The sequence below is a fragment of the Pseudoalteromonas sp. 78C3 genome, assembly GCF_002836695.1.
Taxonomy (GTDB): domain Bacteria; phylum Pseudomonadota; class Gammaproteobacteria; order Enterobacterales; family Alteromonadaceae; genus Pseudoalteromonas; species Pseudoalteromonas arctica.
In genome coordinates, this window is the sequence record NZ_PJAV01000083.1 from 1 (window position 1) to 12,774 (window position 12,774).

At 35.9% G+C, this 12,774-nt stretch carries 11 protein-coding genes; 7 read left to right on the plus strand and 4 right to left on the minus strand.

The annotated features are described in order from the left end of the window. Nucleotides 1-266 precede the first annotated feature (266 nt). The 4 genes from CXF76_RS01755 to CXF76_RS01770 form a co-directional block, all read right to left on the minus strand. Nucleotides 267-1,583 (minus strand): O-antigen ligase family protein, encoded by a 1,317-nt coding sequence (locus tag CXF76_RS01755; RefSeq protein WP_198551838.1) that lies wholly within the window; start codon nucleotides 1,581-1,583, stop codon nucleotides 267-269. Nucleotides 1,584-1,682: 99 nt separating this feature from the next. Next, on the minus strand, nucleotides 1,683-2,234 hold the full coding sequence (locus CXF76_RS01760; RefSeq protein ID WP_101162909.1) for a hypothetical protein: 552 nt from the start codon (nucleotides 2,232-2,234) through the stop codon (nucleotides 1,683-1,685). Between the two features lie 23 nt (nucleotides 2,235-2,257). Next, nucleotides 2,258-4,261 carry a bifunctional diguanylate cyclase/phosphodiesterase gene (locus tag CXF76_RS01765; protein ID WP_101162910.1) on the minus strand — a complete coding sequence of 668 codons (2,004 nt, stop codon included), beginning with the start codon at nucleotides 4,259-4,261 and terminating at the stop codon, nucleotides 2,258-2,260. After that, entirely contained in the window at nucleotides 4,245-4,940 is a 696-nt protein-coding gene (locus tag CXF76_RS01770; RefSeq protein WP_024590376.1) for a transglutaminase-like cysteine peptidase, read from the minus strand. Before CXF76_RS01770 ends, CXF76_RS01765 begins: the two co-directional genes overlap by 17 nt. Before the next feature lie 297 nt (nucleotides 4,941-5,237). Here CXF76_RS01770 and galU point away from each other — a divergent pair, with 297 nt between their 5' ends. From galU to CXF76_RS01805, 7 genes are all read left to right on the plus strand, one after another. Next, on the plus strand, nucleotides 5,238-6,137 hold the full coding sequence (gene galU / locus CXF76_RS01775; RefSeq protein ID WP_101162915.1) for a UTP--glucose-1-phosphate uridylyltransferase GalU: 900 nt from the start codon (nucleotides 5,238-5,240) through the stop codon (nucleotides 6,135-6,137). Between the two features lie 30 nt (nucleotides 6,138-6,167). Beyond that, complete coding sequence (wecB, locus tag CXF76_RS01780; protein WP_024609260.1) at nucleotides 6,168-7,304, plus strand: non-hydrolyzing UDP-N-acetylglucosamine 2-epimerase; 1,137 nt, start codon at nucleotides 6,168-6,170, stop codon at nucleotides 7,302-7,304. A 23-nt stretch (nucleotides 7,305-7,327) separates the two neighbouring features. Next, a complete protein-coding gene (gene wecC / locus CXF76_RS01785) occupies nucleotides 7,328-8,578 on the plus strand; it encodes a UDP-N-acetyl-D-mannosamine dehydrogenase (RefSeq protein ID WP_101162911.1) in 1,251 nt (416 codons plus the stop codon). A gap of 5 nt (nucleotides 8,579-8,583) precedes the next feature. After that, entirely contained in the window at nucleotides 8,584-9,129 is a 546-nt protein-coding gene (locus CXF76_RS01790) for a serine O-acetyltransferase (protein WP_232785082.1), read from the plus strand. Then, nucleotides 9,122-10,273, plus strand: coding sequence for a VpsD family glycosyltransferase (locus CXF76_RS01795; protein WP_101162913.1), 1,152 nt, complete (start codon nucleotides 9,122-9,124; stop codon nucleotides 10,271-10,273). The genes CXF76_RS01790 and CXF76_RS01795 overlap by 8 nt, the downstream gene beginning before the upstream one ends. Further along, nucleotides 10,270-11,688: an oligosaccharide flippase family protein gene (locus tag CXF76_RS01800; protein WP_232785083.1), complete on the plus strand. Its 1,419-nt coding sequence runs from the start codon at nucleotides 10,270-10,272 to the stop codon at nucleotides 11,686-11,688. Before CXF76_RS01795 ends, CXF76_RS01800 begins: the two co-directional genes overlap by 4 nt. Continuing rightward, nucleotides 11,681-12,774: VpsF family polysaccharide biosynthesis protein (locus CXF76_RS01805; protein ID WP_101162914.1), on the plus strand; the 1,094-nt coding region annotated here is incomplete at its 3' end. The genes CXF76_RS01800 and CXF76_RS01805, both read left to right, overlap by 8 nt.

Here is a 12,774-nt window from a genome sequence, read left to right on the forward strand (position 1 = left end):
ACTAATAAAATCAATCAAAGGTCTATTTGCACAAAGAGGGGGTAGATGAAAAGGCAGAATACCAGCAAAACTGCATTTTGTGTTCATTCCCTTCTCTAAAAGCGCAGCGCCTCTTAACCTCTTAGTGCATAAATTACTTATTACAGGCTTTGCTTGTCACGCTAACAAGTTAACCGTAAATTGAACCTCGGCGGTAGAAGCAGAGCTTGCTCGCGTGAGAAGCGCAGCCTCTAATCACTATATTAGGTAATTACTTAGCTTTGTATTTAACCATGCTCTTTTCGGCTTCGTTTAGACGCGGGTAATTTACTACTTAATATTGCCAAGCATAAAATAGTCATAAACAACATAGAGTTTGCACCCGCTTGTAAAGAGTAATCTACCAACGAATGCAGCAGCATATCTATAATTGCAATGGCACAACCAAAAGCAACGCCCTGAAACAACGCTGTTTTACGCTTTCTAATAGTCGCTATACATAACCATAAACAATAAAGTATAAGTGAGCCCAGTGTCGCTGTAGTGGGTATACCCAGCTCTACTGCAAACTGTATGTAATCGTTATGAGCATTATCGTAATAACCCGAATAAGGCTCAGACTGATACGCCGGAAACGCAGTATAAAATGTACCACCACCAGAGCCCAACAAAGGTTTATCTAAAATGAGCGGTATTGAATCACGTACAACCTCGTCGCGGGTTTCTGATGAAATACTGGTTTCGCTAATACGCTGTTTAACTTTTTCTACATCAAATATAGCGCCAATAATAATTAAATCGATTATAAAAAAACTAACTATAAGTAGCTTAAACGCTTTAGGTTTTTGCCTGTAAATAAAAAACGCGAGTAAGCTAACAACCATTAATGCAATAAAAAATGCAGAGTTACCCATACGGCTACGCGTTAAAATTAACGCAACAATAATAATAATTAACGAAATACGTAAAATTATTTTTGAGCTTAAAAGTATTTCTGTCCACGCACGAAGCGTTTGTTTTAATGTTTGTTTGTAATCGCTAGTAGAGCGTTTTAGCTCACTAACTAAAACACCAATACCCAAACATAAACATAAAGCTAAAAAATTTGCTAAAAAGTTAGAATAAGTAAACGTACCAATAGCACGTTCGGTATGTTTATAGCCAAATAACGGGCTAATTATATCTGGCGATAAATTTAAATAAGTGGCATACAAAGCCTGAAACACACCGGCACTTATAATTGCATATATTAAATTTTTAATACGCTTTTCAGTATTACAATAAATAAATAATAGCCAGCAAAATAAAATCATAAAACTTGTTTTAATAAGCATTTGTTTAGTTTGAAACGGGTCAACACTTACGGTAAATATTTGTACTGCGCATACGCCCGCCACTATACTGAGTACAGTAAATAAGGGCCAAGAATATAAAGGTGGGTATAAAGGCTGATCGTTATTAATACTGCTGTAAACTAAATGGATGAAAAAGGTAGCACTAATTAAGATCCCCATTGCTAAAATTGCCCAAGGGCGGTAACTCCCTAATGGTAAGGGCAGCAAAAATAAAATAGCGCATAGTAAAAAAAATATAAAACGATTCACAGGATTCTCAAACAAGGAGCTAAAAGGTAGGAGCTTAAAGTAATGGGTCTAAAATAAAAACGCAGCCCAAAGGCCGCGTTATTATTATTTAGATAACTGTTAGTTGCCGACTTCAGATATACCTGCATCGCCACCAGTACCGCCAGCACCTTGCGGTAGTGGGATTGTTGGTAGGTTTACAATTACAGGGCCAGTTGGTGCTGTAGGCTCAGTTGGGCCAGCTGCAGTGGCCTCCGAAGCTATTGTGGCATCAACTCCAGCAGTAATCGCGGCAAGCGTTACTGCATCGCTATCAACACCTGCAGTTACTAACGCAGCTAAAAAGTCTGAAATAAATGGACTATCTACGCCAATTGCGGCAATTACTGCATTCATTATTATATCAAGTTGTTCAGACGAGCAAGTTCCATTAGCTATTGGGGAGTCTAAATCCAATGGAGCAGTGTTCTGACATAGTTGTTCAATAGCAGCAACTAATTTTTTTTGTAGTTCTTCAGAAGGTATATCTGCAGATGCATTATTTAAAATATTAATTAACGTATTAAGGTTATCAGTCTGTACTATTACATCATTGTCTGATTGTGCATAAACTGGAAACGTTGCAAATGCAGATACGCTAACAAATAAACTAGCAAATAAAAGTGATTTCATCTTGTGTCCCTTTAAGAAATTATCTAATTACAAAATTTTAGCGTATCGGTGCAAAAAGTAAACTCTTTATTTACGCCATTATTATTAGTTTTTAGTATTTTAGAGGGGGGCATTATTAAATTGCCCTGTACGCCATCGCAACCTAAACCTTCAAGTACCTTTAAAGTTTCAGGTTTTTCAATTAAACAAGCTAAAACTTTAATACCAAAGCCATGACAAATATTATTAACTGTTTGAATAAAAAATTGGCTTTGGGTGTTATCTAACAAATCTTGAATATAGCTACCATCTATTTTTATATATTCTATATCTAACCCTTGCAAGTATCTAAACGAGGTTAAACTAGTGCCAAAGTGTTCAACACACACACTTATGCCAATATCTTTTATTGTATCTATATGTAAAGAGGCAACATGCACGTTATAAAGTAAGCTAATTTCATGCAATTCAAAAACCAAGTTTGTTTTAATAATTGGTTTAGTGTGAGCATAAAGAGTAAGCCATTCAATAAAGTCAGTTGAATACAACGAAGCTTTACTAATATTTAACGCAAATGTATCGTCTGGGTGTTGCTCTTTAACATTTACAAAGTTACGAATTATTTTTTTGTCTAACTCTTCGGTTAAGTTAAGCTTTTCGGCCATAGCAAATAAATGGCCATTATTAACCTTTTCGCCTTCATGTGTAAAATGAGCAAACACCTCAAAGTAGCACTGCTTGTTTTCTGATTTAGTGCGTTTAACTGGCTGCACCGAAAAACTAACTTCACCAGTAGCAATAATTGATTTAATAAGCGAACGCCACTCTTTAACACTAAACAAAGTATCTTTATCTACTTTATTTACAGCCGAATCGCCAATAGTACAGCCAGTATCAAGCGCTGAAAGTACACTCCCAATAGACGAGCCTTTATCAACAATTACTAACGCTAAGTTAGCAAAACCATTTACGTGTAAGCTGTTTTTTTGTTTACTAAAAGCATCATTTATATCGAGGCGTGTTCTATTTAAAAATTGCATATCGAATGGTGCTAAAGCAATAAAAGTACTACCGTTAAGTCTAAATATTTTAGAATTAGTTAAAGCACCAATTACATTTTGTAAAGTAACGCTTACATCATGTACGTGCTCGTCACCATCTTGGTAACTTACAGTTTGGTTAATATTAGCAAGTGAGGGGAGAGTAATCATCATTGCAGTGATTGGAGTATCGCTAGTAATGGTGTCAACCACTGAGTTAAAGTGATTTTCAAACGAACGGCGGTTACCCAGTCCTGTGAGTGAGTCTACATATACCTCGTCGGTAAGTGCTTGTGTTTGCTTTGTTAAAGAGTCAAAGGTGCTTTGTAGGTTCATTACCATATTATTAATGGCTTTAGTCACAGTACGTAGCTCGCGCGCAACAGGTATTTCGTCGTTTAATGTAAAGCGCTTACGCGTTACCAAGTGTGCTTGGTTTTCTACTGCTTTTAAAGGTTTAAATACAGCACGTAATATTAAATATGCTACAGCAAGCGACGCTACTAATAATAATAAAGAACCATAAAAGCTGCGTTTAGTATGCTCCCATAGCGTTAAATACGATTGCCCAACATGGCTTGTTACTTCAAGCACTCCCGCCATGATCCAGCCATTGTTTAATTCTGATTGCATAGTAGGGGCGTTGAGCTTTACTGCTGTAATAAACCAATTAGGTACAGACTCAACGCGTTTTGGGCTTGTTAGGTTAAATACCACGTTACTATCGGCGTTAGTAAATTTTATTTGTTTGTAATAACCTGAGTCGAAAATAGCGGTTGCCATGGTTTGGGCAATCATTAAGCTATCTTCTTCAAGGTAGGGTGAAATAGAAAGCCCTAAGCTTGTTGCTGTATCTTGCGCGTGGCTACCCATTTGCGTTTGTAAGTATTGGCGAGTGGTATCAACGTCAGTAATTACGCGTACAAAAAACGAAAGTACCGAAATCAATATAATAAGACCATATACTTGGGTTTTTAAACTTAATCCATTTTTAAAAAGTCGAGACATAACTCGGTGTTCCTTTATCACTTTTGGCGGGCGCAAGCTCACCTTGTTCAATTCGCTCTAGCATGGTGTTCCACGCAGAAACACCACGGCTATTTTTTACTTTATTGCCTAACCCTTTTGATTTGGCTAACCATAAACCTTGGCCATTAAAACTATATATAGGTGTTAAATCAGGGCGTTTATTAGCGGGCAGTAGTTTAGTATTAAAGTTACCTAAAACAAAGGGGATTTGATTAGGAGTTTCAATATATATCAGCACCATGTGAGGTTGATTAACTGTTTTTTGACGTACATACATTAAACGTACTTTATCTTCGGGAATCCCAAGTGCTATTAACGTAAAGTATTTGGCAATTACGTAATCTTCACAATCACCCATGCCAACGCCTAAGCTTTCAAGCGGGGTGGCCCAATAATCTTTTTGGTGCCAAAGCTCATCATCTGTTTTGTATTTAATGTGCTTATTAAAAAAGTCATTCACCAAATGGATTTTTTGCCATTCACTTTTGTCAGCCGATTCATCAATAAAACTTAACCAGTTTTTAATGCGTTTATGGCCCTCATCACCATACTGTTTTTGAGCGCGCGCAATTATATCGCTATTGCGTAAATGCAAAAGCATATCTTGTGCGCATACAAACAAAGACACTAATAATAAAATGCAAAACCCTAAACGCACAAATGTTCCTTTAAGTCTGTTTTTCCAAATAACCAAACAAGCTAAGCCTAGTATAGTATTGCTAGCTTTGAAAAGGTAGATCACCAAAAAGTATGGGAGTACTGAAATAGTGTGATGAAATCGAATTTGATGCAACATAAATTTAACAAAAAAACAATCAAAAAGTACTCTTTAATTATTGAGTGCATTATTGTGTTGTGTATAATAGCAATCTCACAAGGCTTGTGAAGCGCTTAAAAGGGATTCAGCTTTAGTTATCCCTTTTTTGCTGTTAGCAAAATAATGAAAGGAATTAAAGTGAAAGTTTTAAAAGCAGTATTACCTGTAGCAGGCCTTGGTACGCGTATGTTACCAGCCACAAAAGCCATCCCTAAAGAAATGCTCCCTCTGGTAGACAAACCTTTAATCCAATATGTAGTTAACGAAGCTGTAGCCGCTGGCATAAAAGAAATAGTATTGGTTACACACGCTTCAAAAAACTCAATAGAAAATCACTTTGATACTAGCTTTGAGCTAGAAGCCACGCTAGAAGCACGTGTAAAACGTAGCCTGCTAGAAGAGGTTCGCTCAATAGTACCAACAGATGTAACGGTAATTTCTGTGCGCCAATCAGCACCACTAGGCTTAGGCCACGCGGTATTAGCAGCGCGTCCAATTGTTGGTAATAACCCATTTGCGATAATGCTACCCGATGTAATTATTGATAAATATAAATCAAATTCAAAAACTGACAATTTAAGCCAAATGATCGACCGATTCGATAAAACAGGCTTCAACCAAGTAATGGTAGAGCCAGTGCCTCAAGAGCAAGTGCATCAATATGGTGTGGTTGATTTAGCCGGTAAAAAAATAAATGCAGGTGAAAATGCTGCAATTAAAAACATGGTCGAAAAACCTAATAACGACGAAGCGCCAAGTAATTTAGCTATTACAGGGCGCTATGTTGTATCTACCGCTATTTGGGGTTTGCTTGAGTACACCCCACCAGGTGCGGGCGGTGAAATACAGCTTACTGATGCATTATTACAATTACGCCATTTGGAAACTCTAGAAGCATACCATCTAAGAGGTAAGTCACATGATTGTGGTTCTAAGTTAGGTTATATGCTTGCTAATGTCGAATATGCAATGCAATCGAGTCAAATGGGTCAGGAATTTACCCAACAAGTTAAAAAGCTATTTGCTGTAAGCAACTAATAAATTGAATTATTCAAATTAAGGAAAGTAATGGCTATTAAGATATTGAGCATATTTGGTACGCGTCCTGAGGCTATTAAAATGGCACCATTAGTCAAAGCATTGAATTTAACTGATGGTTTCGAGGCTAAAGTATGCGTTACCGCGCAGCATAGAGAAATGCTAGATCAAGTTTTAGACCTGTTCGAAATTGTACCAGAATACGACTTAAACATAATGAAACCAGGCCAAAGTTTATACGATGTAACCACCAATATTCTTTTAGGTTTAAAACCTATTTTGGAAGAGTTTAAGCCAGACCTAATACTTGTTCATGGCGATACAAGTACAACACTTTCAGCAAGCCTTGCTGCATTTTATCAACAAATTCCGGTAGGGCATGTAGAAGCTGGCTTACGCACAGGTAATTTAGGGTCTCCTTGGCCAGAAGAAGGAAATCGCAAATTAACAGGTGCGATTACAAAACTTCACTTTGCGCCAACAGATACTTCACAGCAAAACTTACTTAACGAAGGCGTTAATTTAAGCGACATAGTTATAACGGGTAACACCGTAATAGATGCACTATTACAAGTTGTTGATAAAGTAAAAACAGATAAAGTATTAATAAACACACTAAAAGCAAAGTTTCCAGAATTAGACGAAAGTAAAAAGTTAATTTTAGTAACAGGCCACAGACGAGAAAGTTTTGGTGGTGGTTTTGAACGTATTTGCGAAGCACTAGCAGAAATAGCACTTGCACATCCAGAGGCGCAAGTACTTTACCCTATGCATTTAAACCCAAATGTACGTGAGCCTGTAAATCGTATTTTAAAAGACGTTAAAAACGTACAGCTTATAGAACCTCAAGACTACTTGCCATTTGTATACCTGATGAGTAAAGCCCACATAATAGTAACCGATTCAGGCGGCGTACAAGAAGAAGCACCAAGCTTAGGTAAACCTGTTCTAGTAATGCGCGATACAACAGAACGTCCAGAAGCAGTTGCTGCAGGTACAGTTAAATTAGTAGGCACCGATAAAAATCGAATTATAGATGAAGTTAAAAACCTACTAACAAATCAAGCTGATTACCAAACAATGAGCCGAGCACATAATCCATATGGTGATGGGAAAGCGTGTGAGCGTATTATTTCAAAAATTAAACAACACTTTAACGTGCAATAAAACGTTTTTTAAAGGATTTTGTAATGACAATTAAAACAGTATCAGTAGTAGGTTTAGGCTACATAGGACTACCAACAGCAGCTGTAATAGCCTCAAGAGGGATCAACGTTATTGGTTTAGATGTAAATCAAAAAGCGGTTGATACAATTAACGCTGGTGAAATACATATTGTAGAGCCTGATTTAGATATTATTGTACGCGGTGTTGTTTCTACAGGTAACTTACGAGCCACAACGGTTCCAGAAAAAGCGGATGTATTTATGGTTGCAGTACCAACACCATTTATCCATAGCGAAAGCGGTGATCATAAAGCAGATTTAAGCTACATAGAATCTGCAGCTAAAACTATTGCCCCAGTACTCGAAAAAGGCAATTTAGTCATTTTAGAATCAACCTCGCCAGTAGGTGCAACAGAGCAACTAGCACAATGGCTAAGTGAAGCTCGCCCTGATTTATCGTTCCCACAAGATAAAGGCGATGCTGCCGACATTAACGTCGCACATTGCCCTGAACGCGTATTACCAGGTTATGTACTACAAGAGCTGGTATCTAACGACCGTGTTATCGGTGGTATGAGTAAAACGTGTAGCGAAAAAGCAGTAAAATTATATGAAACATTTGTGCGTGGTGAATGCATCGTAACAAACGCACGTACAGCTGAAATGGCAAAACTAACAGAAAACTCATTTCGTGATGTAAACATAGCATTTGCTAATGAACTATCGGTAATTTGCGACAAGCTTAAAATTAACGTGTGGGAATTAGTTAAATTAGCTAATCGCCACCCTCGCGTAAATATACTTAACCCAGGCCCGGGTGTTGGAGGACACTGTATTGCTGTTGATCCGTGGTTTATTGTTGCTAGCTGCCCAGACGAAGCAAAAATAATTAAACAAGCGCGTTTAACAAATGATGCAAAACCGCATTACGTAATAAGTAAAATAGCTAAAGCCGCTGACGAGTTTAAACGCCCAGTTATAGCGTGTTTAGGGCTTGCATTTAAAGCCGATATTGACGACTTGCGTGAAAGCCCTGCATTACAAATAGTACAAGAGCTAGCCACACAAAACGTAGGTAAAATTTTAGCAGTAGAACCTAATATACAAGAATTACCTGAAAAGCTTTCATCAAAAGGTGTAGAGCTTACAACATTAGAAACAGCATTAGAGCAAGCTAATATTATAGTAGTGCTAGTAGATCACAAACAATTTAAAGCAGCAGATAAAACAGAATTTGCCTCAAAAGTTGTTATAGACACGCGCGGGATAATGTAAGTTAAATGATGACTCCATTTGAGCTAATTAAAAGTGACTTAAGCCGTCAAACTGGCCGTTATTCAAATAATTTATTAATAAAAAATTTGTTAAACAATAATCGATCTTTTAAATATACATTTTGGTTAAGGCTTACTAGCTCCAGTAATTCGATATTAAAACTTTTTGCTCGATATATGCATACTCATCTTTCAATTAAATATCAAATTCAAATACCTAAAGAAGCAAAAATTGGCGCCGGACTTTATTTAGGGCATGCAACTGGAATCGTTATTAGCCCATCAGTAGAAATTGGAATTAACTGCAATATCAGTCAATTTGTAAATATAGGCAGCAATCACGGCAAAGCTGCCTCTATTGGTAATAATGTATACATAGGGCCTATGGTATGTATTGTAGAAAATATTGTTATAGGCAATAACGTTACTATTGGTGCTGGTGCAGTAGTGGTTAAGGATATACCTGAAAATGCAACGGCTGTAGGTAATCCTTCCCGTGTAGTAAACCAAAATGATCCCGGTCGTTATATTATGAATAAGTATTATGGATAAAAAACATATAGCACTAATTATGCCCCTCTCAACTTATGAGTGGGGTACAGAAAACTGTGGTGGGGTAGACAGTGTTTGCCAAATGTTTGCCGAATACTTGGTTAATCATTCTGACACGAACTTTAAGTTTACTATCATTGGGCTCGATCCGCAGAGTAAAACATCCTACACAGGTGAAGTTATTAACTTAGCCGATAACGTGGATTTTATTTGGTTGCCAGCATCTAGTAAGCAAACTGGTTTAAAAATTCCAGGTATTCTCTGGCAAAATTGGCATATTCGTAAATTATTAAAATTACTCAAGCCAGATTTAGTTCATACACATCTTTGGAGCTTTTTATTGGGCTGCGGCTACAAAGGAAAGGCTGTTGTAACTGTTCATAGTTATAAAAAAATAGCCCGTCGTAATGTTGGTCTAATAAACAATTTATTACATGAAAAAGTTATTCCTAAAATAGTGAAAAACCGAAAGGATTATGTAGTTGTTGTTGGTAAGCAGTTAGAGAAAGCATTACTAAAAGATGGTTTTCAACCAGAAGTGGTTCATAACCCAATTGATCAAGAATATTTTAAAGCTGATTATATAAAACGTGAACGAAAAGAAATAAAGGTTGTGACCTGTGCATTATTAACACCAAGAAAGAGAGTCGAAGATTCTATCGTTTTGTTTAATAAATTAGTCAAAAGTGGTCTTGGGTCTTCTCTAATTATTATCGGGCCAGCCGCCGATAGACTATACACTGAGCAACTTAAAAAGCAGGTGACTTCTTTGGGCTTAGAAGGAAAAGTGAGCTTTTTAGGTAAGCTAAACAAAACCCAAATTGTTGAGCAATACCTTAATGCTGATTTAGGTGTTTTTACTTCTAGCGAAGAGACTTTTGGCTTAGCTCCTTTAGAGATGTTAGCTGTTGGTCTGCCTCTAGTTGCCACTGAGGTTGGCATACTTGAAGATGAGAAAGCTTTCTTTGAAAAAATGGGGGTTTTATATTACTCAGACTCGTTGAGCCCCGACAAAATTAATAATCTTGTTTTAAAGCATAACGTAGACTACTCGAAACGCGCTCTCGAAACTAAATTTAATATTACATGCATTTTTGAGCAATACAGTGATTTATATGTAAAAGTTATAGATGAAGTTAAATGATGCTTAAACAACTATTAAAATATGCACCTGTTCAAATATTTGCAGCAATAAGTGTTTTCGCTTTAATTAGTATTCATACAAAGCTATTAACAACTACTGAATATGGTATGTTGTCACTAATGCTGCTTACCGTTGAAATAGTAAGAGCAGTTGCTGCTCAGTGGGTCAACTCGAGCATGCTACGTCTATTACCAAGTAAAATTAAAGAGCAACACTCACGTTTTGCTGCTATAGCGTGTTCTATAATTTTGTGTTGTACCATACCTGCATTTTTTTTGGTGGTTTTAGGGCTGTATTTAACCGATTTATTAAGTTTAAATATTTTAGTTACTACATTTATACTTTTTGTAACTAAAGCGTTGTACTTATTTTATTTAGAGTTAGCACGAGTTATGGAACGCTTGAATCCGTATCGGCTCGCTGTTTTAGTTCAATCTGTATTGGCGATAATATTTACCTGGTTTTTTCTAATAATTAAAGCAGATTTATTACTGGCTCTATTTGCTTTAGCCTTAAGTAATTTTATAGCAGGTATAATTGTATTTAAGAGCTTAAAGATAAGTATAAAAGAACTTTTTTCAGTTGATGCCAATATTATTTATACTTATGGAATACCATTAATGGTAAGTGGCCTCGTAGCGTCCATATCAAGTCGTTTAGATCGTTACTTTATCGCTGATTCATTGAGTTTGGCTCAAACGGGCATCTATGCGGCTATTTCGAACATTCTTTTGGGGATAGGCGCATTAATTTTTATGGTTGTTGCTTTGCCGAGCTACCCTGAACTCACAAAAAAAATTAATAACAAGACTGAATTATATAAAGCCCATAGCGAGTATTTAACGCTTCTAATGTTTATTACGTTACCAGGACTATTAGGCTTTTGTGTATTAGCTCAACCGATTACTCAATTACTGCTCAGCGAAGAATATTTGTCGCAAGGAACGACTATAATTTACATATTATGTGCAGCAGTTTTTATCTTGAATGTAAAAGCGCATTATATAGATCATGGTCTTCAATTTTCATTAAGTACTAAGTATATACCGAGAATAAGCTTAATATCATTGCTATTAAATTTAGTATTATTAACGATATTAATACCAAAATATGGGTTAACCGGTGCAGCATTCTCTTTTTTAATAACTAGCTTGATATCTTTTTTTCTAAGTTTATTTGTATCACTTAAAAAAGATTATAAATTCATCATTCCTAGACAAGTATATAAAATAATTTTCTCATCTGCTTGTATGGGCTATTTGCTCAGTGTTTTTTATACAAAGCAATTCTTATATATAGATATTCCAATTTTATATTTAGCCATAAATGTATTATTCGGAATATTAACATTTTTAGTAGTAATGGTTTTATTAAACTATAAAAAATGCCGACACTGGATTCGCAATCATGAATAGCCAAACCATGTATAGAGCGATGTTTTTCGTTTTTATATCTTCTTTTATTTTAGGCGGGTATCTGCTGGAAGATTTAGGTGTTAAATATGTTTCTGATGGCGGTAGCCCTTTAGTAAAAATCCATATATATAGTTATGTTTTATTGTTTTTTACTGTATTGCTTACGCTTAAAAAAGGTATCAGTAAACCGTTAGGTAATTTAAAAGAACTAAAGAGCACTTGGCTAATAAGTTCGCTGAGTGTTTCTATTGTTGTATTATATGGATTATATCGATTTGGTACTTCAGGTATGGCCTATTTAATAGATACAATAGTGTCTGCATTGTTGGCTATATATATTTTAAGCCAATTAACAAACGAACATAAAGACAAGCTATTAAAGCTAGTAGCTTATTTGTTATTTATTAATGCCGTAATTGCTATCTTAGAATTTATATTAGGCAAAACTTTGGTTGATGTTAGTTTTTCAAGCTTTTCACATTTTCGTTCAACTGCCCTATTAACACATCCATTAAATAATGCATTAATTACTGCCTCTTTAGCTTTATTATTATTAAATAAAACGAAGATCCCTGTCTTTATTTATTTTACAGTTATATTAATCGCGCTATTTGCTTTTGGTGGAAGAGGAGCCGCAGGAATGTTTTTGGCCGGCTTCGTAATAATGACGCTACCAAGCTCGATGCGTTTTTTTTCAGCAGGCATTAAAATGTCAAAACTTAAATTTGCATTAGCGCAGGCATTTTTTTTACTCACGTTGATAGCAATAATCTTAATTCTTACACTTACACCAGTGGGTGAGCGGATTATAAGTAAACTGTATATAGATGGCAGCGCACAAGCGCGTTTTGATGTATTTATTATTTTAGAACAATTAAGTATCAGTGAATGGCTGCTAGGTGCTTCAGCTTCAATTATGAATAATATAGAGTTTTATATTGGTATTAATGTAATAGAAAACTATGTAATAGGGTGGGTAGTCAGCTTTGGTTTATTTGGCACTGTTTTACTTTTTCTGTCTAGTTTTTTAATATCAATAAAAATGGTTTGGAGGAATGATATTTATATGCAGGTTTCTCTGCTCGT

What these genes read in the sequence shown, in the direction of transcription:
- CXF76_RS01790 (WP_232785082.1), top strand. Translation starts at nt 8,584, where the DNA reads ATGATGACTCCATTTGAGCTAATTAAAAGTGACTTAAGCCGTCAAACT.
- wecC (WP_101162911.1), top strand. Translation starts at nt 7,328, where the DNA reads ATGACAATTAAAACAGTATCAGTAGTAGGTTTAGGCTACATAGGACTA.
- CXF76_RS01795 (WP_101162913.1), top strand. Translation starts at nt 9,122, where the DNA reads ATGGATAAAAAACATATAGCACTAATTATGCCCCTCTCAACTTATGAG.
- CXF76_RS01765 (WP_101162910.1), bottom strand. Translation starts at nt 4,261, where the DNA reads ATGTCTCGACTTTTTAAAAATGGATTAAGTTTAAAAACCCAAGTATAT.
- wecB (WP_024609260.1), top strand. Translation starts at nt 6,168, where the DNA reads ATGGCTATTAAGATATTGAGCATATTTGGTACGCGTCCTGAGGCTATT.
- CXF76_RS01760 (WP_101162909.1), bottom strand. Translation starts at nt 2,234, where the DNA reads ATGAAATCACTTTTATTTGCTAGTTTATTTGTTAGCGTATCTGCATTT.
- CXF76_RS01800 (WP_232785083.1), top strand. Translation starts at nt 10,270, where the DNA reads ATGATGCTTAAACAACTATTAAAATATGCACCTGTTCAAATATTTGCA.